This window comes from Streptomyces sp. NPDC014733, from assembly GCF_043083385.1.
GTDB lineage: Bacteria > Actinomycetota > Actinomycetes > Streptomycetales > Streptomycetaceae > Streptomyces.
Genome location: NZ_JBIBYO010000001.1, coordinates 101,572 through 127,150 on the forward strand (window position 1 = coordinate 101,572; position 25,579 = coordinate 127,150).

Below are 25,579 nucleotides of genomic sequence, written 5' to 3' on the forward strand. Positions count from 1 at the left end.
CCGGCGTTCTCCGGCGGCCGGGCGGCTACAGGGCCGTCCCCGCCCGCCACTGCTCCCAGGGCATGTTCCAGCCACCGAGGCCGTTGTCCGGGGCGACGATGCGGTCCCGGGAGTGGATGACCTCCACGATGTCGCCGATGAGCGACTGCGTGTAGAACCAACCGGCCGGGGTGGCGCCCTTACCGCCCTTGTTGTCGAGCAGACCGACGCAGCCGTGGCTGGTGTTCTCGTCGCCGAAGATGTCGGGGTCGGCCCAGTAGTTGCCGTGCAGGAAGGTCCCGGAGGTCGTCAGGCGCATCGCGTGCGGCACGTCGGGGATGTCGTAGGCGCGGCCGAAACCGACGGTCCGGGCGTCCATCCGCGTCTTCGGAAGCCGTTCCAGGATCACCATCTTCCCGTTGTACGTGGGATTCTTCTCGTCGCCCGCGGTGACCGGCAGCGTCACCGGCTTCTCCCCCTGCCGGGTGACCGTCAGGCTGTGCCGGGCCGCGTCGATGACGCTCGTCTGGTCCCTGCCGATCCGGAACCGGACGGTCTCGCTCTGGGTGCCGAACGTGCGGGGACCGGCCCGGACACCGTCCAGCCGGACCTCGACGGTGACGTCGGTGCCGGGCCGCCAGCGCTCCTTCGGGCGGAAGTCCAGCCGCTGGTCGCCGAACCAGTGGGGGGCCAGTTCGACGTCCGGATCGGCGGTGACCCGTACGGACCGCTGGACGGCGGCGAGGTCGGGGATCGGGTGGTTGAACTGGAGCGAGACGATCATGCCGGTGCCGACGGTCGCGCCGTCCTCGGGGAGGAGGGTGGCGGCCAGCTTGGCCGGGCCGGTGGTGAAGGTGGTGTGGCGCGTCCTGCGGTCGCCCTCGCCGTCCATCGCCACCGCGTCCACGGTGTACGTCGCCGCGGCCTCCAGCCGGCGCGCGGTGGGCCGCCAGGTCAGGCCGTCCCGGGAGATCCGGCCCGGGACCCGTGCCGCGCCGCCGTCGCCGGTGCGCCGCACGGTCACCCGCTGGAGGCGCCCGTCGGGCACCCGGACGACGAGCCGTCCGCTCTCGCTCACATCGCGGGCGCCGTCGCCGGGCTCGATGTCGATGCCCCGCTCCGCGCCGGGCGGCTTGTCGCCGCCGAGCAGGTCGGGGACGGCGCAGCCGGTCACCGCGGTCAGAGCGCACACCGGCACCAGGGCGAGACGGAGGAGGCGCCGGAGCCGCACGGGGCGGCGGGCCGGCGGACGGGGGGTGCGGTCCTTCTCATCACCGGACATGTGGCGAATTGTTACCGATGCACCGGTTGACGCCCCGGAAGTGACGGCCCGGCAGGTCCGTGTCCCGTACGGGATACGGCGTTGCGGTGGCGCGAGGGCGGTTGGCGGTCGGCGGTTGGCGGTTGGCGGTGGGCCGGAGCCGAGCGGCGGGGTACGGGACGGCTCGGGGCCGGAGCGGGTCGCGGGCAGCGGTCGGGCGGGGGTCCGGAGCGCCCCCATGGGGGGCGGTGCGGCCCGGAAGAAGCGCGATCCGGGCGGAGCCGCAGGTCAGCGGAGGTGGCGGACCGGCGGGTGGCGGGCCGGCGGGCGGTGCGGCGGGAAAAGGACATGAGCGTTGTCGGTGGTCGCCCTTACTCTCGCCTGTGATGGATGCCACCGCGAGCACACCCGCCCGTCCACCGTCCTCCGAACCCCCGCGGCACTCCGCCGTCCGGTCGCTGCTGCGCCTGTGGCCGTTCGTCCGGCCGGTGCGGGCGCGGCTGTGCACCGCCGCGGTCGTCGCCGTGGTCGCGTCCTGCATCAGCCTCGTCATCCCGCTGGTGCTCAAGTGGATCGTGGACGGTCCGGTCGCCGCGGGCGCGCCCGGCGGCGTCTGGCTGGGCGGCGGGTTCCTGCTGGCTCTCGGGGTGGCCGAGGCGGGGCTGTTCGGGCTGCGGCGCTGGCTGGTCGCGCGGCCGCTGGCGGGCGTCGAGGCGGCCATGCGGGAGCGGCTCTACACCCGCCTCCAGCGGCTGCCGGTCTCCTTCCACGACCGCTGGGCCTCGGGACAGCTGCTCTCCCGCGCCACCACCGACCTCCAGCTGCTCCGCATGTTCCTGGCGTTCCCGCTGACGTTCCTGCTGGTCAACGGCGCGACCATCGTGGTGGGCTGCGCGATCCTGCTGAGCCAGCGCTTCTCGCTGGGGCTGGTGCTGCTGGCGCCGGTGGTGCCGCTGATGATCCTCTGCTCGGTCTTCGAGGCGAAGTACGCACTGGCCGCGCGCCGGGCGCTGGACCAGGTCGGCGATCTGACGACGGTGATCGAGGAGTCGGTCCTCGGCATCCGGATCGTGAAGGGGTTCGGCCGCCACCGCAGCCAGGCCCGGATGTTCCGGCGGCTCACCCATGAGCTGCGCACCACCGAGCTGCACAAGGCCCGGCTGCTCGCGACGATCTGGGGCGCCATCACCCTGCTGCCGGAGCTGGCGATCGGCGCCGCGCTGGTGCTGGGCACCGTTCAGGTGGCGGACGGCGCGCTCTCGGCCGGCACGCTGGTCGCCTTCCTGTCGACGGCGCTCGCGCTGCGCTGGCCGGTGGACTCCATCGGCTTCCTGCTGGCGATGAGCTACGAGGCGGCGATGGCCACCGACCGGTACTTCGAGGTGCTGGACGCGCCGACGGCCGAGGCGGCGCAGGCTCCGCCGGAGGGGGCGGCAGCGCTGCTCCCGGGGCCGCGGACGGCCGCCGGCACCGCGGACGGCTCCCGATCCGACAGTCCCGGATCCGACGGCGCCGGATCAGCCCGTACCGACGCCCCCGGCCGTTCCGGCGCGCCCGGCTCGTCCGCCCGCCCGGGCGCCTCCGGCGGGCTCGTCTTCTCCGGCGTCGAGTTCCGCTACCCCGACGCCCCCGGGGGCACCCCGCCGACGCTGCGCGGTGTCGACCTGCACCTCGCGTCCGGGGAGACGATGGCGCTGGTGGGCGCCACGGGTAGCGGGAAGACGACGCTCACGGCGCTGGTCCCGCGGCTGTACGACCCGACCGGCGGCCGGATCACCCTGGACGGCCGCGACCTCACCACGCTCTCCCGGGACGAGGTGCGCGGTCTGGTGTCGGTCGCCTTCGAGGAGCCGACACTGTTCTCCGCAAGCGTCGCCGAGAACGTCCTGATGGGCGGCGCCGACCTCCAGGAGGCGGATCTGCGGCGGGCGTTGGCGGTGGCGCAGGCCGACGGTTTCGTCGCCGCGCTGCCCCAGGGGGTGCACACCCAGGTCGGGGAACAGGGCATGAGTCTCTCCGGTGGCCAGCGGCAGCGGCTCGCGCTGGCCCGCGCGGTCGCCGGCCGGCCGCGTTTTCTGATCCTCGACGACCCGCTCTCCGCCCTCGACGTCCACACCGAGGCGCTGGTCGAGGCGGCGCTGCGGCAGGTCCTGGCGACCACCACCGCGCTGATCGTCGCGCACCGCCCGTCCACGGTCCTGCTGGCCGACCGGGTGGCGCTGCTCTCCGGCGGCCGGATAACGGCCGTCGGCACCCACCACCAACTGCTCCGCGACCACGCCGAGTACGCCGAGCTGATGTCCGGCACCGGCCCCGTCACGGCAGGGCCGGTGCCCCGGCCCCGCGACGCCTCCGGAGGGACCCGATGACGACCGCCCCCGCACCGGGCGCCGTACCCGCCGATCCGCCCGCGCCCGGGCCGCCGCCCGGGGACGAGGACGCCTTCGCCCGGGACGTCCTGCCGGCGCCGCCCGGGGCGTCGCGGCGGCTGCTGCGGTCGCTGCTGGCCCCGCACGCCCGGTGGGTGACGCTCTCCGCCGTGATGCTGCTGCTCCAGCAGGCCGCGGTGCAGGCCGGGCCGCTGCTCGTGGCGTTCGCGCTGGACCGCGCGGTGCCCGCGCTGCGCGCCGGGGCCCACGGCCCGCTGATCACCGTGGCGGTCGGGGCCGCGCTGTGTGCGGTGGTGTCGGGCGGGCTGAAGTACCTCTTCATCCGGCGCTCGGCCCTGATCAGCCAGGACGTGCTGCTGGAGCTGCGGGGCCGTATCTTCCGGCATGCGCAGACGCTCAGCCTCGACTTCCACGAGCGGTACACCTCGGGCCGGCTGATCTCGCGGGCCACCACGGACGTCGAGGCGCTGCGCGAACTTCTCGACGAGGGCCTGGAGGAGTTGATCTCCTTCGTGCTCTCCACCGTCTCCATCACCGTGATGCTCCTCTACCTGGACTGGCGCACCGGCGTCGCGGCGCTCGCCTCCACCGGGCCGCTGGCGCTGCTGATCCGCTCCTACCAGCGGCGTTCGATCCGGGTGTTCAGCCGCAAGTCGTCGGCGGTCGCCGCCGTCATCGTGAAGTTCACGGAGACGGCCAACGGCATCCGCCCGGTGCAGGCGTTCCGCCGGGAGCGGCCCAACGACGCCGCATTCGCCGCGCTGAACCGCACCCATGAGGGCGTCAACGGCGACACCTTGCTGGAGATGGCCCGGTATGTCGTCGGGTCGCGGCTGGTGGCCAACTTCGCGGTCGCCGCGATCGTGCTGTGGAGCGCCTACCGCGTGGCGAGCGGGACGCTGGAGCTGGGCGTGCTGGCCGCCGCCGTGCTGTATCTGCGGCGGCTGTACGACCCGATCGACCGGCTCGGGATGTTCCTCAACTCCTACCAGGGCGCGGCCGCCTCGCTGGAGAAGATCGCCGGTCTGCTGGCGCAGCGCCCGTCGGTCCCCGAGCCGTCCGCCCCCGCGGCGCTGCCGGCCGCCCCCGGCGGGCGGCCCGGCCGGGAGGTCGTCTTCGAGGAGGTGCGGTTCGCGTACCGGACCGGCGGCGAGGTACTGCCCCGCTTCACCCTGCGGCTGGCCGCGGGCGAGACGGTCGCCGTGGTCGGCTCGACCGGCGCCGGCAAGTCGACACTGGCGAAGCTGCTGGCCCGCTTCTACGACCCGACCGAGGGCCGGGTCCTGCTGGACGGCGTGGACCTGCGGGAACTGTCCTCGGCCGAGTTGCGCCGGGGCGTGGTGATGGTCACCCAGGAGGCGTTCCTGTTCTCCGGGACGGTCGCCGAGAACATCGCACTCGGTCGGCCCGACGCCACCCGTGCGGAGATCGAGGAGGCCGCCCGGGCGATCGGGGCGCACGACTTCATCGCCGCGCTGCCTGACGGGTACGACACCGATGTCCGCAAGCGGGGCGGCCGGATCTCCGCGGGCCAGCGGCAGTTGGTCGGCTTCGCGCGGGCGCTGCTCGCCGACCCCGCGGTACTGATCCTGGACGAGGCGACCAGTTCGTTGGACATACCGGGTGAGCGGGCGGTGCAGCGGGCCATGGACACCGTGCTGCGCGGCCGGACGGCGGTGGTGATCGCGCACCGCCTGTCGACGGTGGAGATCGCCGACCGGGTGCTGGTGATGGCCGACGGCCGGATCGTGGAGGACGGCGCCCCCGCCGCCCTGATATCCGACCGCGGCCGCTTCGCCGACCTGCACCGGGCATGGCGGGACAGCGTGGGATGAGCGGGGCCGGCCGTGTGAGGCGGCCGGCCGGCCGGTTCCGGTCCGGCCGGGCGGGCCCGCCGTGCGGCCGCCGGTCCCCGGACGGCGAACGCCGTCTCGTCGACGGGCCGTTGGCGACCTGGCGGCGCTGCGTCAGCAAGGCGGGATGACGGCCGGCGAGGCGGTGCACCGCCTCGCCCCGGTGTACTCGCCCCGGGCACTCGTACGGCCTGCGGCGGAGACGGGCGGGCCGCGGCCGCGGGTGGCGCCGGTCCCGGCGTGTCCGGTCCGCCGCCCGGCTCCCGCTCCGCACGCCTCGTCCCTCGGCTAGCCTGAGTCCACGATGAACCGTTTCACGACGTCATGGGGTGCGTTCGACCTCAGCCGCTTCCCCGAGGACCCCCGCGACCAGCTCCGTGCCTGGGACGCCGCCGACGCCTATCTCCTGGACCACCTCGCGGAGAGCGGGACCGGCACCGCCCCGGACGCCGAGACCAGCCCCGAGCCGCCCCCGGGCCCGTCCGGCACCGGCACCACCGTCGTCCTCGGCGACCGCTGGGGCGCCCTCGCCACCGCCCTGGCCGGGACCGCGGCCGGAGCCGGAGCCGACGCCGAGCCCACCCCCGCCGGCTCCGTCCCCGGCCCCGGAGCCCCTGCCCCCCGTCTCGTCCAGATCACCGACTCGTACCTCACCCACCGCGCCACCGAGGTGAACCTGCGGCGCAACGGGGTCGCCGACGGCATCGTCCAGCTGCGGACGGTGCTGGACGCGCCGCCGGAGCGGATCGATCTGCTGCTGGTCCGGGTGCCGAAGAGTCTGGCGTTGCTGGAGGAACAGCTGCGGCGGCTGGCGCCCGCGGTGCATGCGGGGACCCGGATCGTCGGCACCGGCATGGTCTCCGAGATCCACACCTCCACGCTGAAGCTGTTCGAGCAGATCCTCGGGCCGACCCGCACCTCCCTCGCGGTCCGCAAGGCGCGGCTGATCTTCTGCACCCCCGATCCGTCCCTCTCCCCCGCGGCGCCTTCCTGGCCGCGCAGCTACGCGCTGCCCGCGGACGTGGGCGTGATGTCGGGGCGGACGGTCACCAACCACGCCGGGATCTTCTGCGCCGACCGGCTGGACATCGGGACCCGCTTCCTCCTCGGCCACCTCCCCCGGCGGCAGGGCGCCGAGCGCGTCGTCGACCTGGGCTGCGGCAACGGCGTCGTCGGCACCGCGATGGCGTTGGCCAACCCGGAGGCGGAGACCGTCTTCGTCGACGAGTCGTTCTCCGCCGTGGCCGCCGCACGCGCCACCTTCGCGGCGAACGCGCCCGAGGGCGCGCGGGCGGAGTTCGCCGTGGGCGACGCGCTGACGGGGCTGCCGCCCGGCTCGGTGGACCTCGTGGTGAACAACCCGCCGTTCCACACCCACCGTGCGACGTCCGACGCGACCGCCCGGCGGATGTTCGGCGGCGCCCGCGCCGTGCTGCGGCCCGGCGGGGAGCTGTGGGTCGTCGGCAACCGCCATCTCGGCTACCACGTGCGGCTCAAGCGGCTCTTCGGCAACTGCGAGGTCGTCGCCTCCGATCCGAAGTTCGTCCTGCTGCGGGCAGTGCGCCGCTGACCGGCGGATGGCCGCCCCATAGGGTGCGGCCATGGGGAAACCGGGCCGCACGGCGGCGCGTTCGGGGCGCGAGACGCCCGATCACCGCAGCGCCGCGCGTTATCTCGTGTGGCTGACACGGTGTCAGCTTTCCCGGGTGGCGGCGGGCGCCACTTTCGGCACGCTGTGGATGACGGGGCTGATGATCCCGCCGTACCTGCTCTCCCGCGCCGTCGACGACGGGCTGGTGCCCGGCCACCGGGGGCCGCTGCTCGGCTGGACGGCGGCGCTGCTGGCGATGGGCGCACTCAACGCCGCCCTCGCCATCTCCCGTCACCGCACCATGACCAGGGTCCGGATGGACGCGACGTTCCGCACGGTGCGCGCCGTCGTCGACCAGACGCTGCGGCTGGGCGCCTCGTTGCCGCGCCGGGTGACGGCGGGTGAGGTGGTCACCATCGGCATCGGGGACGTCGGGGTGATCAGCCAGACGCTGACGCTGACCGGCCCGGGGGTGGGCGCGGCCCTCTCGTACGGGGTGGTGGCGGCGCTGCTGCTGGCGGTGGATCCGGTGCTCGCCGCGCTGGTGCTGCTGGGGGTTCCGGCGCTGGCGGTGCTGGTGGGGCCGTTGCTGCGGCGGCTGGAGGGCGCCGAGGCGCGCTACCGGGAGCGGCAGAGCGGGCTGACCGACCGGCTGGCCGATCTGGTCGGCGGGGTGCGGGTGCTCGGCGGGCTGGGCGGCAAGGAGGTCTTCGCGGCGCGCTACCGGCGGGAGTCGGCGGAGCTGTGCGCCGAGGGGTACCGCGTCGGCGCGCACGCCAGCTGGATCCAGGCGCTGGGCGTGGGGCTCCCGGCGCTGTTCCTCGCCGCGGTCGTCTGGCTCGCGGCCCGGATGGCCGCCGCCGGGACGATCTCCGTGGGTGAGCTGGTCGCGGTCTACGGCTACACCGCGGCGTTGGCGGCGCCGGTGTCGTTCCTCATCGAGGCGGGGTACGACGTGACCCGCGGGCTGGTCGCGGCCCGCCGGGTGGTGCGGTTCCTGGGCCTGGAGCCCGACGCACGGGGCGGCGGGGACGACGGTCCGGCGATGCCGTCCGTGCTGCGCGATCCGGTCTCCGGTGTCGAGGTGGTGCCCGGGACGCTGACCGCGCTGGCCGGAGCGCGGCCCGAGGAGTCGGCCGCGGTGGTCGACCGGCTCGGGGGCGTCGCCGGCACCGCCGCGACCTGGGGCGCGGTACGGCTGGACGCGGTGGACGCGGCGCGGCTGCGGGAGCGGATCCTGGTCGCGGACAACGAGGCGGCGCTGTTCGCGGGCACGGTGCGCGAGGCGGTCGAGGGGCGGCGGGCGCGCCCGGCGGACGCGGTGGCCCGCGCGCTCCACACGGCGGTGGCGGAGGACATCGTGCGGGCGCTGCCCGGTGGCCTGGACGCGCTGCTGGATGCGGACGGCCGCAACCTCTCGGGTGGGCAGCGGCAGCGGCTGCGCCTGGTGCGGGCGCTGCTGGCCGACCCCGAGGTGCTGCTCGCGGTCGAGCCGACGTCGGCGGTCGACGCGCACACCGAGGCGACGGTCGCGGCGCGGCTGCACGCCGCCCGGGTGGGCCGGACGACCGTCGTCGCCACCACCTCACCGCTGGTGCTGGACGCGGCGGATGTCGTCTGCCATCTGTCCGGCGGCCGGGTGGCGGCGGTCGGCACCCACCGTGAACTGCTCGCCTCCCACCCGGAGTACCGCGCCCTGGTGGCACGGGGCGCGGACGGTACGGAGGACGGAACGGGCCCGGGGCCCGGCGCCGCCGCCGACGCCCCGTCCGCGCCGGACCTCCCGGCCACCCCGGCCGCCCCGGCCGCTCCCGGCACCGAAGTCCCCGCCCGCCGCGGCCCCGTGGACGAGGCTCCCGGGCAGCCCGCCCCCGTCGCCGAGGAGACCCCATGACGACCGCGCCGGCCCCCGCGCAGACATCGGACGGCGCGCTGCCGATCGCATCCCCCCGGGAGGCCCGGCGCGCGGCCGGCCGGTTGATCCGGCGTGACCGCCGGGCCTTCGCGCTGATGCTCGGGCTCAACGCGCTCGCCGCGGCCGCCGGGCTCGCCGGTCCGTGGCTGCTGGGCCGGATCGTCGACACCGTACGCGGCGGCGGGGGCGCCGCCGCGGTGGACCGGCTGACGCTGCTCATCGTGGCCGGAACGGTGCTCCAGCTGCTGCTGGGCCGCTTCGCGCGCTACGCGGGGCACCGGTTCGGCGAACGGGCGCTGGCCCGGGTCCGCGAGGGATTCGTCGACCGGGCGCTGGCGCTGCCCTCGGCGGTGGTGGAGCGGGCCGGTACCGGGGATCTGACGGCGCGGGGCACCACGGATGTGGCGGCGGTCGCCGGGACGCTGCGCGATGCGACGCCCGAGGTGTCGGTCGCGGTGGTCCAGGCGTTGTTCCTGCTGGGCGCCGTGGTGGTGCTCCATCCGCTGCTCGGGGCGTGTGCGCTGGGCCTGACGGGGTGCGGGTTCGCGGTCCGCTGGTATCTGCGGCGGGCGCGGACCGCCTATCTCGACGAGGGCGCGGCCGTGTCGGAGCTGGCCGGGCTGCTCGCGGCGACCGCCGCCGGGGCCCGGACCATCGATCTGCTCGGCCTGGCGGACCGCCGCGCGGCGGCGGCCCGGCAGGCGATCGAACGGTCCCGCCGCGCCCGGCTGCGCACGCTGTTCCTGCGCAGTGTGCTCTTCCCGGTGGTGGACTTCTCGTACACGGTGCCGGTGGCCGCCGCGCTGGTGGCGGGCGGGGCGCTGCACGACGCGGGCGTGGTGAGCCTGGGCGCGGTGGTGTCGGCGGCGGTGCTGCTGGGCCAGTTGTCGGCCCCGCTGGACACCCTGCTGTTCCGGACGGAACAACTCCAGGCCGGTGCCGCCGCGTTCGCCCGGGTCGAGGGCGTGGGAACGGAGCCGGACGCCCCCGGGCCGGACGGGCCGCCGGTGCCCGGCGGACCGGGCGGCGGCCCCGGCTCCCCCGCGGACGCCACCGCACCGCCCGCCCCCGGGGCGGCAGCGCCGCGGGGCCGGATCGAGGCGCGCGGGGTGCGGTACGCGTACCCGGGCGGGGCGGGCGACGAGGTGCTGCGCGGTGTGGAGCTGACGGTGCGGCCCGGGGAGCGGCTGGCGCTGGTCGGGCCGTCCGGGGCGGGGAAGTCGACGCTGGGCCGGTTGCTGGCCGGGATCGAGGCGCCGCGCGCGGGGACGGTGACGGTCGGCGGGGTGCCGGTGGCCGCGCTGCCGCCGCAGGCGCTGCGCCGTCAGGTGGCGCTGGTCACCCAGGAACACCATGTCTTCCTCGGTACGGTCCGCGACAACCTGCGGATCGCCGCGCCCGACGCCGACGACACCGCGCTGCACGCCGCGCTGGCCGCCGTCGGCGCGGAGTGGGCGGCGGAGCTGCCGTCCGGGCTCGCCACCGAGCTGGGCCCCGGCGGGTTCCTCCCGGACGGGGCGCGGAGCCAGCAGCTGTCGCTGGCCCGGGTGGTGCTGGCCGACCCCGGCATCCTGATCCTCGACGAGGCGACGGCGCTGCTGGACCCGCGGACCGCGCGGCGTACCGAACGGGCGCTCGCCGCCGTGCTGGAGGGCCGTACGGTCATCGCCGTCGCGCACCGGCTGCACACCGCGCACGACGCGGACCGGGTGGCCGTCATGGAGGCGGGCCGGATCACCGAACTCGGTACCCACGACGCCCTCGTGGCGGCCGGCGGTGCCTACGCGGCCCTGTGGCGCGCCTGGCACGGGGACGCCCCCGCCCCGCCGCCGGGGCGCCCGGCGGAGGTCTGACCGGCCGGGTCCGGCGGGCGGCCCGGGGCGGCCCGGCGGACGGGGCGGGGCCGGGTGCGGCAGGGCCGTCCGGCGGTGGATCCGCCGCCGGATTCCCCGCGCCGGAGGCCGTCGGGACCGTCCGAAGCCGACGCGCGCCGACCGTCCGAGGCCCGGATCCACGGGCGGCGGCGCTCTCAAACCCGCGACTTCCGGCCCCGGCTTTTCTCCGACCGCACCGCCCTCAGCTGCACCGTTGCCACCCCGTGCAACACCTCGTCCGTTATCCGAACCCGTAGTCCGGGCTACGGACGGTTTCCGGCCAATTAATTGAAGGGACCCTGACAAGCGGCGCGCGGCGGTGGCACTCTTCCCGGCAGCCGCCACACGGACCCCCACAGTCCCACCGTGCGGCAGTCGGCACCGTCTCCCCCCACACGTTCCAAGTGTTCTGCCTCGCTCTGCCCGGACGGCTTCCCGCCGCCCGGTCCCCCTCGGCCGCGGCCCCACGCCGCCGCCCCGCAGAAGGAGTCAGCGTGAGACGTACCCCCCCTCGTCGCGCCGTCGCAACCGGAGCCCTCGTCGCCGCCGCCGCCATGCTCGCCGTCGGTGTGCAGGCCGGCACCGGCACCGCGGCCACCCCCCAGCCGGGCACCCCCCACGCAGCCCCCGCCGCGGGCGCGCTGCCCGCGAAGCTCTCGCCCGCCCAGCGCGAGCGGCTGATCCGCACCGCCGACGCCGCCACCAAGGCGACCGCCAAGGAGCTGAAGCTCGGCGCCCAGGAGAAGCTGGTCGTCAAGGACGTCTCCCAGGACGCCGACGGCACCACCCACACCCGCTACGCGCGGACCCTGGACGGACTGCCGGTCCTCGGCGGCGATCTGATCGTCCACGAGGCGAAGGGCGGCGCCGTCAAGGGCGTCACCAAGGCGCAGTCCAAGCAGCTGAAGGTCGCCACGACCACCGCGAAGGTCGCGCCGTCCACCGCGTCGGCGAAGGCCCTCTCGTCCGCCCGTTCGCTGGGCGCGTCGAAGGCCGCCGCCGACAAGGCGCCGCGCAAGGTGGTCTGGGCCGCCGACGGCACCCCGCGGCTGGCGTACGAGACCGTGGTCGGCGGTCTCCAGAAGGACGGCACCCCCAACCAGCTGCACGTCATCACGGACGCCACGACCGGCGAGAAGATCTTCCAGTACCAGGGGATCGAGACCGGCGTCGGCAACACCGAGTACAGCGGCAAGGTCACCCTGGGCACCACCGCCTCCGGGTCGTCCTACACGCTGACCGACGGCGCCCGTGGCGGACACAAGACGTACAACCTCAACCACGGCTCGTCCGGCAAGGGCACGCTCTTCACCAACTCCACCGACACCTGGGGCAACGGCACGCCGCAGAACGCGGAGACCGCCGCGGCCGACGCGCACTACGGCGCCGCCGAGACCTGGGACTACTACAAGAACGTGCACGGCCGCACCGGCATCAACGGTGACGGCGTCGCCGCGTACTCCCGCGTCCACTACGGGAACAGCTACGTCAACGCCTTCTGGGACGACAGCTGCTTCTGCATGACGTACGGCGACGGCTACGGCAACGCCGCGCCGCTGACCGCGCTGGACGTCGCCGGACACGAGATGTCCCACGGCGTCACCGCCGCGACCGCCGGCCTCATCTACAGCGGTGAGTCCGGTGGCCTGAACGAGGCGACGTCCGACATCTTCGGCACCGCGGTGGAGTGGTACTCCAACACCGCCGCGGACCCGGGCGACTACCTCATCGGCGAGAAGATCGACATCAACGGCGACGGCACCCCGCTGCGCTACATGGACAAGCCCTCCAAGGACGGCGCGTCCGCCGACTACTGGTCGAGCAGCGTCGGCAACAAGGACGTGCACTACTCGTCCGGCGTCGCCAACCACTTCTTCTACCTGCTGTCCGAGGGCAGCGGCTCGAAGGTGGTCAACGGCGTGCAGTACAACAGCCCGACCTACGACGGGAAGTCGGTGCCGGGCATCGGCCGGGCCAACGCCGAGAAGGTCTGGTTCAAGGCGCTCAGCCAGTACATGACCTCGTCCACCAACTACGCCGCCGCGCGCACCGCGACCCTCAAGGCCGCGGCCGACCTCTTCGGTCAGGGCAGCGCGACGTACAACACGGTCGCCAACACATGGGCCGCGGTGAACGTCGGCTCCCGGGTGTCGGCCGGAAAGTGACATCGTGACCGGGTGACGGCACTCACCGGTCATCTCGGTGTGGCACGGCCGAGCTGCCGACCGATGCACTGAACCCACCAGCGAAAACGGCGAATTGGGCGCCGCTTCCGGATTTCCGGAGGCGGCGCCCTTCGGCGTTGCACGGACCCCGCACCAGGGGTTACCGACGAGTTTCGGCCAACCTCGCTCCAGCGTCCTGACATGAACGCGTTCGGAATGGCAATGTTCCCGACGCACGTCACACCCACATCGCTTTGCACCCCCACCACTTGGCAAAGTTGAAGGAGCACGCGTGACCCCCCGCATATCCCGCAAGGCCCGCATCACCGGTACCGCCGTCGTCGCCGCCGCGGCCCTCGTCGCCGGCGTCGCCGCCACGGCGGGCGCCTCGACCGCCCCGGCCTTCACGAGCGCCTCGCCGGTCGCCCTCACCACCTCGCACCGCGCCGAGATGATCCGCGACGCGAGCGCCGCCAAGGCGCAGACGGCCAAGGAGCTGGGCCTGGGTTCCCAGGAGCAGCTGGTCGTCAAGGACGTCATCAAGGACGCCGACGGCACCGTCCACACCCGCTACGACCGCACCTACGCCGGTCTGCCGGTGCTCGGTGGCGACATGGTCGTGCACCGCGCCAAGGACGGCTCGATCAAGAGCACCACCAAGTCCACCCAGAAGGCCATCAAGGTCGCGTCCCTCACGCCGAAGATCTCCGCCGGCGCCGCCGCGCAGAGCGCGCACGGCACCGCCGCGAAGTCGATCAGCGCCAAGCAGACCGGTGCGCAGGCCGCGAAGAAGGTCGTCTGGGCCGCCTCCGGCTCGCCCGTCCTGGCGTACGACACCGTCGTCAAGGGCGTGAAGAAGGACGGCACCCCGAGCCGGATGCACGTCATCACCGACGCCAACACCGGCAAGAAGCTCTTCCAGTACGACGACATCCGTACCGGCAAGGGCGAGAGCGAGTTCAGCGGCACCGTCGACCTGGGCACCACCAAGGACGGCAGCAACTACACGCTGACCGACGGCGACCGCGGTGGTCACAAGACCACCAACCTGGAGAACGCCGAGGACGGCGACGGCAAGCTCTTCACCAACTCCACCGACACGTGGGGCAACGGCAAGCCGGACAACCCGGAGACCGCCGCCGTCGACGCGCACTACGGTGCCGCCGAGACCTGGGACTACTACAAGGAGGTGCACGGCCGCACCGGCATCAAGGGTGACGGCAAGGGTGCCTTCTCCCGCGTCCACTACGGCGACAACTACGTCAACGCCTTCTGGGACGACAGCTGCTTCTGCATGACGTACGGCGACGGTGAGGGCAACAAGGCCCCGCTGACCGCCATCGACGTCGCGGCCCACGAGATGTCGCACGGTGTCACCTCCGCCACCGCCAACCTCACCTACAGCGGTGAGTCCGGCGGCCTGAACGAGGGCACCTCCGACATCTTCGGCACCTCGGTCGAGTTCTACGCGAAGAACGCCGAGGACCCGGGCGACTACCTCATCGGCGAGAAGATCGACATCAACGGCGACGGCACCCCGCTGCGCTACATGGACAAGCCGTCCAAGGACGGTCAGTCGCAGGACAACTGGGACTCCAGCACCGGTGGCCTGGACCCGCACTACTCGTCGGGTGTCGCCAACCACTTCTTCTACCTGCTGTCCGAGGGCAGCGGCGCCAAGGAGATCGGTGGCGTCAAGTACGACAGCCCGACCGCCGACGGCTCCAAGGTCGAGGGCATCGGCCGGGACAAGGCCGAGAAGATCTGGTTCAAGGCCCTGACCGAGTACATGACCTCGAACACCGACTACAAGGCGGCCCGTGAGGCCACCGTCAAGGCCGCGACCGACCTCTACAAGGCCGACAGCGCCGAGGTCAAGGGTGTCGAGGCCGCCTGGAACGGCGTCGCCGTCAAGTAACGCACCCCGCCGGGCGCCGTACGACGCGGCGCCCGGCACCGCGCCCCACCCCCCCGGGACCCCTGTGACGTGTCCCCGGGCGGGACCGGCGCACCGAGAACGGCGGAACGGCCGGGGATTCCCTCCCCGGCCGTTCCGCCGTTCCGCCGTTCCGTCACTTCGGTGTGCCGGCCCGCCGGCGCACCCCCGGCAGTTCCGTGACGTCACCCCCGTGCGCCACTCCGGGCCACCCCCGTACCTCCCGGCATCCGGCCGCCAACCGGGTGAAGGCGGCAGGCCCCCCGCCCCTCGCACACCGACTCCCTCAGACGAACGGATAGAAAGGAGAAATTCCGGCAAAACCTGACGATTCCCTGGTGAGCCCATGATCGGTCGCATCCCTGTCCTGGACATCCGCCCCCGGCTCGACGACGGCCGCCCCGCGAAGGCGGTGGTGGGCGAGGCCTTCGACCTCTCGGCCACCGTCTTCCGCGAGGGCCACGGCGCGGTCGCCGCCGATGCCGTGCTGACCGACCCGGCGGGCCACCGAGGCCCCCGGATCCCGATGGCCGAACTCCGCCCGGGCACCGACCGGTTCACCGCCGAGGTCACCCCGGACACCGAGGGCCGCTGGACGTACACGGTCGAGGCGTGGGCCGATCCGGTCACCAGCTGGCGCCGCGACGCCGCCGTGCAGATCCCCGCCGGGCTCGACCCCGAACTCACCCTCCGGGAAGGCGCCGATCTGCTGCTCCGCGCCGCCGACGGCGTTCCGAAGGAAGCCGGGCGGGAGGCGGTGCTCGCCGCCGCCGACGCCCTGCGCGACACCACGGCACCGCCCGCCGACCGCCTCGCCGCCGCCACCGCCCCCGCCGTCACCGAGGCGCTCACCCGCCATCCGCTGCGCGATCTGCTCACCGTCGCGGACCCGCTGCCGCTCCTCGTCGAGCGCCGCCGCGCACTGTACGGCTCCTGGTACGAGCTGTTCCCCCGCTCCGAGGGCGCCACCGTACGGCCGGACGGCTCCCTGGCCGGCGGCACCCTGCGCACCGCCGCCGACCGGCTGCCGGCCGTCGCCGCGATGGGCTTCGACGTGGTCTACCTCCCGCCCGTCCACCCCATCGGCACCACCCACCGCAAGGGCCCCAACAACTCCCTGACTGCCGGACCGCACGACGTGGGCTCGCCCTGGGCGATCGGTTCGGCGGACGGCGGCCATGACGCGCTCCACCCGGACCTCGGCACCTTCGAGGACTTCGACCACTTCGTCCGCACCGCCCGTGACCTGCGGATGGAGGTGGCGCTCGACTTCGCGCTGCAGTGCTCGCCGGACCACCCGTGGATCACCCGCCACCCGGAGTGGTTCCGGCACCGCGCCGACGGCTCCATCGCCTGTGCGGAGAACCCGCCCAAGACGTACCAGGACATCCATCCGCTCGACTTCGACACCGACTTCCCGGGGCTGGTCCGGGAGACCGAGCGGCTGCTGCGGTTCTGGATGGCGAAGGGGGTGCGGATCTTCCGGGTCGACAATCCGCACACCAAACCGGTGCACTTCTGGGAGACGGTGCTCGGCGCGGTGGGCCGCACCGACCCGGACGTACTCTTCCTCGCCGAGGCGTTCACCCGCCCCGCGATGGTCCACGCCCTCGCCCGCGCCGGATTCCAGCAGTCGTACACGTACTTCACCTGGCGGAACACCAAGCAGGAGCTGACCGACTACCTCACCGAGCTGACCGGTGAGAGCGCCGCGTATCTGCGGCCCAATTTCTTCGTCAACACCCCGGACATCCTGTCCGGTTATCTCCAGGACGGCGGGCGCCCCGCCTTCGCCGTCCGTGCGGTGCTGGCCGCCACCCTCTCCCCCACCTGGGGCGTCTACGCGGGCTACGAACTGTGCGAGGCGGAGCCCGCGGAGCCGGGAAGTGAGGAGTACCGGGATTCCGAGAAGTATCAACTGCGGCCCCGTGACTGGGAGTCCGCGGCCCGGAGTGGAAAGAGTCTGGCGCCGCTGCTCACCACGCTCAACCGCGTTCGCCGCCGCCATCCCGCCCTTCAGCAACTGCGGCGGCTGCATTTCCATGACACCGACAACGACGCGGTACTCGCCTATTCCAAACGCGCGGGCCACGGCCGCACCGCCGATACCGTCCTGACCGTGGTGAACCTTGATCCACACCACACCCAGGAGGCCACGGTCTCGTTGGACATGCCGGAACTCGGCCTCGGCCGGGACGATTCCTTCCCGGTGCGCGACGAGCTCACCGGCGACACCTACCACTGGGGCAGGGACAACTATGTACGGCTCGGTCCGGGCCAGTCGCCCGCGCCCGCGCACGTACTGTCCCTGCGACCGTCCTCACCGATCGGAGGGTCACCCAATTGATCGTCAACGAGCCCGTGCATGACACGTTCGAGGACACTCCGGAAAAGGACCGCGATCCGGACTGGTTCAAACGCGCCGTCTTCTACGAGGTCCTGGTCCGCTCCTTCCAGGACAGCAACGGAGACGGCGTCGGCGACCTCAAGGGCCTCACCTCGCGGCTCGATTATCTGCAATGGCTGGGCGTGGACTGCCTCTGGCTCCCGCCGTTCTTCAAGTCCCCGCTGCGGGACGGCGGTTACGACGTCGCCGACTACACCGCGGTCCTCGAAGAATTCGGCGACCTCGCCGATTTCGTGGAATTCGTCGACGCCGCCCATCAGCGCGGTATGCGGGTCATCATCGACATGGTGATGAACCACACCAGCGATCAGCACCCGTGGTTCCAGTCCTCCCGCACCGACCCCGAAGGGCCCTACGGCGACTACTACGTCTGGGCGGACGACGACAAGCAGTACGCCGACGCCCGGATCATCTTCGTCGACACCGAGGCGTCCAACTGGACCTTCGACCCGGTGCGCAAGCAGTACTACTGGCACCGCTTCTTCTCCCACCAGCCGGACCTCAACTACGAGAACCCGGCGGTCCAGGAGGAGATGATCTCCGCGCTGCGGTTCTGGCTCGACCTGGGTATCGACGGCTTCCGGCTGGACGCGGTGCCGTACCTCTACGCCGAGGAGGGCACCAACTGCGAGAACCTGCCGCGCTCGCACGCCTTCCTGCGGCGGGTCCGCGCCGAGATCGACGCGCACTACCCGGACACCGTGCTGCTGGCGGAGGCCAATCAGTGGCCCGAGGACGTCGTCGACTACTTCGGCGATTACGCGAGCGGCGGCGACGAATGCCACATGGCGTTCCACTTCCCCGTCATGCCGCGCATCTTCATGGCGGTACGCCGCGAATCGCGCTATCCGGTGTCGGAAATTCTCGCCAAGACCCCGGCGATTCCCACCGGCTGCCAGTGGGGCATCTTCCTGCGGAACCACGACGAGCTGACCCTCGAAATGGTCACCGACGAAGAGCGCGACTACATGTACGCGGAGTACGCCAAGGATCCGCGTATGCGGGCCAACATCGGCATCCGCCGCCGCCTCGCCCCGCTCCTCGACAACGACCGCAACCAGATCGAGCTCTTCACCGCCCTGCTGCTCTCCCTGCCGGGCTCGCCGATTCTCTACTACGGCGACGAGATCGGCATGGGTGACAACATCTGGCTGGGCGACCGGGACGCGGTCCGCACCCCGATGCAGTGGACCCCGGACCGCAATGCCGGATTCTCCTCCTGCGACCCCGGACGGCTCACCCTGCCGACCATCATGGACCCGGTCCACGGTTATCAGGTCACCAATGTCGAGGCGGCGATGAGTTCCCCGTCCTCGCTGCTGCACTGGACCCGCCGGATGATCGAGATCCGGAAACAGAATCCGGCGTTCGGGCTCGGGAGTTACACCGAACTCCCCTCCAGCAACCCGGCGGTTCTCGCCTTTCTGCGGGCCGCTCCCGGCGAGGGCGGCGCGGACGACGACCTCGTTCTGTGCGTGCACAATTTCTCGCGCTTCGCCCAGCCGACGGAGCTGGATCTGACGGAATTCGACGGACGCCATCCGGTGGAACTGATCGGCGGAGTACATTTCCCGCCCATCGGCCAACCGCCGTATCCGCTGACGCTGGCGGGCCACGGCTTCTACTGGTTCCGGCTGCGCCGCAACGCGCCCTGACCGCCGCGGACCGCCCGCCGCCCGTACGCCGTCCGCCGGCCCCCCGGCTCCCGGCCCCTCCTCCGCCCGTACGCCGTCCGCCGCGTCCGGACGGAGACGCGTCCGGGCGAAGGCGCGTCCGGGGCGGCGCGGGCCCGGTCCGGCCGGCGGCGGCGCGGTACGGGCGCCCCGGTGTCCGTACCGTCCGGCGCCGCGGACTCCGTCCGGGGGTACGCTCCCCGCGCCGCCGCACGGAGAACGCAGCATTCCGGGACACTTTGCGCATCCTGTCGAGTCCCCGGGAAGGACGCGCCCCATGCCGGACCCCGCCTCGACCGGTGCTCCGCCCGGATCCGGCAGGCCCCCGCCCGCCGCCGCGCCCGATCTGCTGTCCTCCCTCGCGCCGCTCCTCGCCGACTGGCTGCCCGGCCGCCGGTGGTTCGCCGGACACGGGCGGCTGATCACCGGCTTCACCCTGCTCTCCGCAACCGAGCTGCTGCCCTGCACCGCCGCCGGCGGACCACCCGGACTGCTGCATCTGCTGGTCCGCGTGGAGCAGGCCACCGCCCGGGCCGCCGGGGCGCCGCCCGGTGACTGCTACCAACTGCTGCTGGGCGTGGGCCGGGAGGCGCCGCCCCGCCTCGCGCCCGCGCTGATCGGCCGGCCCGCCGGCGGCCCGCTGCGCGGCCACGCCGTCCACGACGCGCTGCTCGACGGGCACCTGTGCGGGCTGCTGCTGGAGCGGCTGCGGCTGCCGGGCCGGATCGGCGGGCTCGACTTCCACCGCGAGGCGGGCACCGAGATCCCGCCCCGGCTGCCCAGCCGCCCGCTCGGCGCGGAGCAGTCCCACACCTCGCTGGTCTACGGCGAGGCGCTGATCCTCAAGGTCTTCCGGCAGGTCACACCGGGGCTCAACCCGGATCTGGAGCTGTCGCGCGCCCTGGCCGGGGCGGGGTGCCCGCGGGTGCCGGCGCCCGTCGCCTGGTTCGAGGCCCGCGCGCGGGAGCCGGGCGCCGAGCCGACGACGCTGGGCGTGCTCCAGCCGTACCTGCCGGGCAGCGCCGACGGCTGGCAGCTGGCGCGCGCCGCGCTGTCCGGGCGCGCCGACTTCACCGCGCCGGCGCGGTCCCTGGGGCGGGCCACCGCGGAGGTGCACACCGCGCTCGCCCGGGCGCTGCCGACCGCGGCGCTGCGCCGTCCGCAGCTGGAGTCCATCGCGGCGGGGATGCGCGCCCGGCTGGAGACCACCGCCCGCGCGGTGCCCGGTCTGCGGCCGTACCGCGCCGGGCTGCGCGCCGCGTTCGACGCGCTCGCCGCGGCCGGACGGGCCGGTGGCAGCTGGGCGGCGCAGCGCATCCACGGCGATCTCCACCTGGGGCAGACGCTCCGCCCGGCCCGGGGCCCCGGCCGCTGGTCCCTGATCGACTTCGAGGGGGAACCGGCCCGCCCGCTGGCCGAACGGCGTCGCCCGCAGCCCGCGGTCCGCGATGTCGCGGCGATGCTCCGCTCCTTCGACTACGCGGCCCGCAGCGGCCCCTCGGGCGGTGACACCTGGTCGCTGGAGTGGGCGCGCCGCACCCGGGAGGCGTACTGCCGCGGCTACGCGGAGGGCGGCGGCCTCGACCCCGGCGCGGCACCGGAACTGATGCGCGCCTACGAGACCGACAAGGCCGTCTACGAGGTGCTCTACGAGGCCCGGCACCGCCCCGACTGGCTGCCGGTACCGATGGCCGCGGTGCAGCGGCTGGCCGACGGAGGGTGAGGGGCGGGCGCGGGGTGCCGTGCCCCGCACCGCCGGGGTGTCTCCCGCCCGGCCCCGTGTCTCCCGGCCGACCCCGTGCCTCCCGGCCGGCCGCCACCGCGACGCCCCGCGCGGGTCCCGCCCGCCCCGTCCCTTCCGTCCGACGCCCCGCCCAGGAGGCCGCCCATGACCGTCCACCCGCCGTCCCGCCGTCCCGCCGCAGCCCGGGAGGCGGTCGGCCTGGCCCAGCCGGCGGAGCCGGTGGCCCCGGCCGGAGCCGTCGCGGCTCCGGAGGGCGCCGACGCCCCGCCGGCGCGCCCGGCCCCGCGCCTTCCCGACGACGACCGTGCCCGTCTGCTGGCCGGTGCCCACCACGATCCGCACGGGGTGCTCGGGGCGCGGCCGGTGCCCGGCGGGGTGCTCTTCCGGGTGCTGCGGCCGCACGCCCGGCAGGTCGCGGTCGTCACCGGAGGGCGGTGCACGGTCCTGCGGCCCGAGGGGGACGGGCTGTTCGCCGGAGTGCTGCCGCCGGGCGCCGTCCCCGCGTACGAACTGCGGGTGACGTACCCGGACGCCACGCTGACGGTCCGCGATCCGTACGGCTTCCTCCCGGCGCTGGGCGCGCCCGAGCTGGAGCTGCTGGCCGAGGGGCGGCACGAGCAGCTGTGGCAGGCGCTCGGCGCCCGCGTCCTGACGCATCAGGGCGCCACCGGCACCCGCTTCACCGTCTGGGCCCCGAACGCGCGCGGTGTGCGGGTCCTCGGGGACTTCAACCACTGGGACGGCACCGCCTTCCCGATGCGGTCGCTGGGCTCCTCGGGGGTGTGGGAGCTGTTCCTGCCCGGCGTCGGCGCGGGTGAGCTGTACAAGTTCGGGATCACCCGGCCGGACGGCTCGTACACCGTGCGCGCCGACCCGATGGCCCGGCGCACGGAGTGCCCGCCGGCCACCGCCTCGGTCGTCGACGTCTCGCACCACGAGTGGCGGGACGGCGCCTGGATGGCCGCGCGGGGCGCCCGGCCGCCGCACGCCGCGCCGTTCTCCGTCTACGAGGTGCACCTGCCGTCCTGGCGGCCGGGGCTGACCTACCGGCAGCTCGCCACCCAGCTGCCCGCGTACGTCCAGGACCTCGGCTTCACGCATGTGGAGTTCATGCCGCCGGCCGAGCATCCCTTCGGCGGCTCCTGGGGCTACCAGGTCACCGGCTACTACGCGCCGACCGCCCGGATGGGCACCCCGGACGACTTCCGGTATCTCGTCGACGCGCTGCACCGGGCCGGGATCGGGGTGCTGGTCGACTGGGTGCCCGCGCACTTCCCGCGCGACGACTGGGCGCTCGCGGAGTTCGACGGGCGGCCGCTGTACGAGCATCCGGATCCGGCGCGGGCCGCGCACCCGGACTGGGGGACGCTGGAGTTCGACTACGGGCGGGCCGAGGTCCGCAACTTCCTCGTCGCCAACGCGGTGTACTGGTGCGAGGAGTTCCACGTCGACGGGCTGCGGGTGGACGCCGTGGCGTCGATGCTCTACCTCGACTACTCGCGGCCGGCGGGCGGCTGGACTCCCAACGCGCACGGCGGGCGGGAGAATCTGGACGCCGTCGCCTTCCTCCAGGAGATGAACGCGACCCTCTACCGCCGCTGCCCCGGCGTGGTCACCGTCGCCGAGGAGTCCACCGCCTGGGACGGTGTCACCCGCGCCACCCACGAAACGGGCGCGGGCGGCCTCGGCGGGCTGGGTTTCGGGCTGAAGTGGAACATGGGCTGGATGCACGACTCCCTCCGGTACGTCGCCAAGGAGCCGGTGCACCGCCGCCACCACCACGGCGAGATGACCTTCGCGATGGTCTACGCCTACTCCGAGAACTATCTGCTGCCGATCTCGCACGACGAGGTGGTGCACGGCAAGCGGTCGCTGGTGTCGAAGATGCCGGGCGACTGGTGGCAGCGGCGCGCCACCCACCGCGCCTACCTCGGCCACATGTGGGCCCACCCGGGCAAGCAGCTCCTCTTCATGGGGCAGGAGTTCGCCCAGGGCGCGGAGTGGGCGGAGCGCCACGGCCCCGACTGGTGGCTGCTGGACCCGTCGTACGCGGCGGAGCCGGACCACCGCGGGGTGCGGGATCTGGTGCGCGATCTCAACCGCGGCTACCGGGCGGCGCCCGCGCTGTGGGAGCGGGACACCGATCCGGCGGGCTTCGCGTGGGTCGCGGCGGACGCCGCGGAGGACAACGTCTTCGCCTTCCTGCGCTTCGCCGCCGACGGCTCCCCGCTGCTGTCCGTCAGCCACTACTCCCCCGTGGTCCGCGAGGGCTACCGGCTCGGCGTCCCGGACACCGTGGCCGCCTGGCGCGAGGTGCTCAACACCGATGCCGCACGCTACGGCGGCGGCGGGGTCCAGAACCCCGGCGGCCTGACGCCGGATCCGGTGGCCGCGCACGGCCGGGAGAGCTCGCTCACCGTGACCCTGCCGCCCCTGGCCACGCTCTGGCTCCGCCCGGCGTGACGGCAGGGGCGGCCGGGTGCCCGCCGCTCCGCTCAGACCCGCTCGGCGGCCGGTCCGAGCGCGGCCCGCAGCCCGGCGACCGAGGCCCGCCACTGCGGCCCGGAATCCGACTCGTCCCACAGCTCGGCCAGTTCGGAATCGGGGGCGAGCACCCGGTCCAGGGCGCGGACGGCCAGACCGGTCAGCTCGGGCGGCGGCTGCGGTATGACACAGCGCGGCACGGCCACCGCCGCGCCCCCGCACCCGGCGTCACCGGCCGGGCCCGCGCCGCCCGGCTCCGGCCGGGCGGCGCCGCCCGGCCGGGCCGCCGCCAGCAGTGCGGCCGCGGCCACCGCCGTCTCGCCCTCCGGCGCGTCCAGGTACCAGCGCTCCTCGACGGCGTCGGCCAGTGCCGTGCGTACCGCGAAGAGGCGGCGGTTCTCCGGCAGCGCGCCCAGCCGCACCACGAGATCCGCCGCGGCGTCGCCGCCGAACGGACCCGTCCCCCATGTGCCCATGCCCCGCTCCTCGTTCCCCGGCGGCCGGTCCACCCACGGCCGCTGTCGTCCCGTCCCCTGCATGGTGCCGCACCCCACTGACAACGGCCGTCCGGCGACGGCGGGGAACGGTCGGCGGCACGGCGTCTTCGCAGGTGGGGCGCGGAACGCGGACGGGGCGGGCGCCCGAAGGCACCCGCCCCGTCCGGCGGTGGGAGGCGGCGGCGCACCCGGCACCGCCACCCGGCGGCGCGCCCCCGCGGCGCCGGCGCGCGGCGCGGCCGGTCCCGGGGGACGGCGGCCTGCCCGCGTCCGGTCAGACCCCGGCGGGCTCCTTCGCCCCGTCCGCCCGCGGCGCGTCACCGGCCGGTGCGGGGCCGCCGTGGTCGTCGCTCAGGGTCGCCTCGTCGAACGGCAGCCGGCCGGCGAGGACCTCGCCGACCCGGGCCTTGTCGATCTCCTTCGTCCAGGTGCCGATGAGGACGGTGGCGACGGCGTTGCCGGCGAAGTTGGTCAGCGCCCGCGCCTCGCTCATGAAGCGGTCGATGCCGACGATCAGGCCGACGCCGTCGACCAGTTCGGGGCGGTGCGACTGGAGGCCGCCGGCGAGGGTGGCCAGGCCCGCGCCGGTGACCCCGGCGGCGCCCTTCGAAGCGATGATCATGAAGACGAGGAGGGAGATCTGCTGCCCCAGGGCGAGCGGCTGCCCCATCGCCTCGGCGACGAACAGGGCGGACATCGTCAGGTAGATGGCGGTGCCGTCGAGGTTGAAGCTGTAGCCGGTGGGGACGGTGATGCCGACCACGGGCTTGCTGACGCCCAGGTGCTCCATCTTGGCGATCAGCCGCGGCAGCGCCGACTCCGAGGAGGAGGTCGACAGGATCAGCAGGAACTCCCGCGCCAGGTACTTCAGCAGCAGGAAGATGTTGACCCCGGCGAAGAGCCGCAGCAGCGTGCCCAGGACGACGATCACGAAGAGCAGGCAGGTGATGTAGAAGCCGACCATGATGACGGCGAGGGACTTCAGCGCGTCCACGCCGGTCTCGCCGACCACCGCGGCGATGGCGCCGAAGGCACCGACCGGCGCCACCCACATGATCATCGACAGCACGCGGAAGACCAGCTTCTGCAGGTGCCCGATGCCGCGCAGCACCGGCTCGCCGGCCTTGCCGAGCGACTGCAGCCCGAAGCCGACCAGCAGCGCGACCAGCAGCGTCTGGAGCACCTCGCCCCCGGTGAAGGCGGAGACCAGCGTCGTCGGGATCATGCCGAGCAGGAACTCCGAGGTGGACTCGCCGCCACCCGCGGTCTGCGCCTGGCCCGCGTGGCGGACCGACTCGGTCAGGTGCAGGCCCGAACCGGGCTCCAGGATGTTGCCGACGACCAGGCCGATCGCGAGGGCGACGGTGGACATCACCATGAAGTAGCCGAGGGCGAGACCGCCGACGGCGCCGACCTTGGCCGCCTTGCGGACCGAACCCACACCCAGCACGATCGTGCAGAAGATGACCGGCGAGATCATCATCTTGATGAGGTTCACGAACCCGGTGCCGAGCGGCTTCAGCTCGACGGCGACGCCGGGCGCGATGAAGCCCACCGCTATGCCGAGCAGCACCGCGGCGATCACGGCGATGTAGAGGAAATGCGTCCGGTCCCGCTTCTTCGGCGTGCGCTCCTCGGTGGTACCGCCGGACGGCGGCGTCTTTGCAGCCACGGCTGCCTCCTCGCTCTACGGTTGCGCGCGGATCTGCGGCTCGGGCGCAACGAATCCCGGCGACTATGCACCCCAGCTGTGGCGTGCGTCACCCTTACGTGCATTTCGTTCATATAAAAGTGACCGGGCAGACTGTTT

At 73.8% G+C, this 25,579-nt stretch carries 13 protein-coding genes and 1 pseudogene; 11 read left to right on the top strand and 3 right to left on the bottom strand.

Annotated elements, in window-relative coordinates; genetic code table 11:
• Positions 1-25: 25 nt before the first annotated feature.
• Complete coding sequence (locus tag ACF1BH_RS00435; RefSeq protein ID WP_391640174.1) at positions 26-1,261, bottom strand: Ig-like domain-containing protein; 1,236 nt, start codon at positions 1,259-1,261, stop codon at positions 26-28.
• A gap of 365 nt (positions 1,262-1,626) precedes the next feature.
• Between ACF1BH_RS00435 and ACF1BH_RS00440 the strand changes: the two genes are divergently transcribed.
• From ACF1BH_RS00440 to glgB, 11 genes and pseudogenes are all read left to right on the top strand, one after another.
• Positions 1,627-3,609 (top strand): ABC transporter ATP-binding protein, encoded by a 1,983-nt coding sequence (locus ACF1BH_RS00440; protein WP_391640175.1) that lies wholly within the window; start codon positions 1,627-1,629, stop codon positions 3,607-3,609.
• Complete coding sequence (locus ACF1BH_RS00445) at positions 3,606-5,465, top strand: ABC transporter ATP-binding protein (RefSeq protein ID WP_391640176.1); 1,860 nt, start codon at positions 3,606-3,608, stop codon at positions 5,463-5,465. Before ACF1BH_RS00440 ends, ACF1BH_RS00445 begins: the two co-directional genes overlap by 4 nt.
• 322 nt (positions 5,466-5,787) lie before the next feature.
• Positions 5,788-7,053 (top strand): methyltransferase, encoded by a 1,266-nt coding sequence (locus ACF1BH_RS00450; protein ID WP_391640177.1) that lies wholly within the window; start codon positions 5,788-5,790, stop codon positions 7,051-7,053.
• A 31-nt stretch (positions 7,054-7,084) separates the two neighbouring features.
• Positions 7,085-8,968, top strand: a complete 1,884-nt coding sequence (locus tag ACF1BH_RS00455) for an ABC transporter transmembrane domain-containing protein (protein WP_391640178.1) — start codon at positions 7,085-7,087, stop codon at positions 8,966-8,968.
• A complete protein-coding gene (locus ACF1BH_RS00460) occupies positions 8,965-10,842 on the top strand; it encodes an ABC transporter ATP-binding protein (protein ID WP_391640179.1) in 1,878 nt (625 codons plus the stop codon). Before ACF1BH_RS00455 ends, ACF1BH_RS00460 begins: the two co-directional genes overlap by 4 nt.
• A gap of 515 nt (positions 10,843-11,357) precedes the next feature.
• Positions 11,358-13,022, top strand: a pseudogene (locus tag ACF1BH_RS00465) (M4 family metallopeptidase); the annotation flags it as partial.
• 298 nt (positions 13,023-13,320) lie between these two features.
• Positions 13,321-14,946 (top strand): M4 family metallopeptidase, encoded by a 1,626-nt coding sequence (locus ACF1BH_RS00470; RefSeq protein WP_391640180.1) that lies wholly within the window; start codon positions 13,321-13,323, stop codon positions 14,944-14,946.
• Positions 14,947-15,310: 364 nt separating this feature from the next.
• Positions 15,311-17,311 (top strand): maltotransferase domain-containing protein, encoded by a 2,001-nt coding sequence (locus ACF1BH_RS00475; protein WP_391640181.1) that lies wholly within the window; start codon positions 15,311-15,313, stop codon positions 17,309-17,311.
• Positions 17,308-19,026 carry a maltose alpha-D-glucosyltransferase gene (treS, locus tag ACF1BH_RS00480; RefSeq protein WP_391640182.1) on the top strand — a complete coding sequence of 573 codons (1,719 nt, stop codon included), beginning with the start codon at positions 17,308-17,310 and terminating at the stop codon, positions 19,024-19,026. The genes ACF1BH_RS00475 and treS overlap by 4 nt, the downstream gene beginning before the upstream one ends.
• A gap of 295 nt (positions 19,027-19,321) precedes the next feature.
• The gene (locus tag ACF1BH_RS00485) at positions 19,322-20,767 is read left to right on the top strand and encodes a maltokinase (RefSeq protein ID WP_391640183.1); all 1,446 of its coding nucleotides are present in this window, start codon (positions 19,322-19,324) and stop codon (positions 20,765-20,767) included.
• A 165-nt stretch (positions 20,768-20,932) separates the two neighbouring features.
• On the top strand, positions 20,933-23,251 hold the full coding sequence (glgB, locus tag ACF1BH_RS00490) for a 1,4-alpha-glucan branching enzyme (RefSeq protein ID WP_391640184.1): 2,319 nt from the start codon (positions 20,933-20,935) through the stop codon (positions 23,249-23,251).
• Between the two features lie 32 nt (positions 23,252-23,283).
• Here the strand turns inward: glgB and ACF1BH_RS00495 are convergent, their stop codons facing one another.
• Positions 23,284-23,748, bottom strand: coding sequence for a DUF4259 domain-containing protein (locus ACF1BH_RS00495; RefSeq protein WP_391640185.1), 465 nt, complete (start codon positions 23,746-23,748; stop codon positions 23,284-23,286).
• A 295-nt stretch (positions 23,749-24,043) separates the two neighbouring features.
• Complete coding sequence (locus ACF1BH_RS00500; RefSeq protein ID WP_391640186.1) at positions 24,044-25,441, bottom strand: cation:dicarboxylate symporter family transporter; 1,398 nt, start codon at positions 25,439-25,441, stop codon at positions 24,044-24,046.
• Between the last annotated feature and the right edge of the window lie 138 nt (positions 25,442-25,579).

What these genes read in the sequence shown, in the direction of transcription:
- ACF1BH_RS00435 (WP_391640174.1), bottom strand. Translation starts at nt 1,261, where the DNA reads ATGTCCGGTGATGAGAAGGACCGCACCCCCCGTCCGCCGGCCCGCCGC.
- ACF1BH_RS00440 (WP_391640175.1), top strand. Translation starts at nt 1,627, where the DNA reads ATGGATGCCACCGCGAGCACACCCGCCCGTCCACCGTCCTCCGAACCC.
- ACF1BH_RS00445 (WP_391640176.1), top strand. Translation starts at nt 3,606, where the DNA reads ATGACGACCGCCCCCGCACCGGGCGCCGTACCCGCCGATCCGCCCGCG.
- ACF1BH_RS00450 (WP_391640177.1), top strand. Translation starts at nt 5,788, where the DNA reads ATGAACCGTTTCACGACGTCATGGGGTGCGTTCGACCTCAGCCGCTTC.
- ACF1BH_RS00455 (WP_391640178.1), top strand. Translation starts at nt 7,085, where the DNA reads ATGGGGAAACCGGGCCGCACGGCGGCGCGTTCGGGGCGCGAGACGCCC.
- ACF1BH_RS00460 (WP_391640179.1), top strand. Translation starts at nt 8,965, where the DNA reads ATGACGACCGCGCCGGCCCCCGCGCAGACATCGGACGGCGCGCTGCCG.
- ACF1BH_RS00475 (WP_391640181.1), top strand. Translation starts at nt 15,311, where the DNA reads ATGATCGGTCGCATCCCTGTCCTGGACATCCGCCCCCGGCTCGACGAC.
- ACF1BH_RS00485 (WP_391640183.1), top strand. Translation starts at nt 19,322, where the DNA reads ATGCCGGACCCCGCCTCGACCGGTGCTCCGCCCGGATCCGGCAGGCCC.
- glgB (WP_391640184.1), top strand. Translation starts at nt 20,933, where the DNA reads ATGACCGTCCACCCGCCGTCCCGCCGTCCCGCCGCAGCCCGGGAGGCG.
- ACF1BH_RS00495 (WP_391640185.1), bottom strand. Translation starts at nt 23,748, where the DNA reads ATGGGCACATGGGGGACGGGTCCGTTCGGCGGCGACGCCGCGGCGGAT.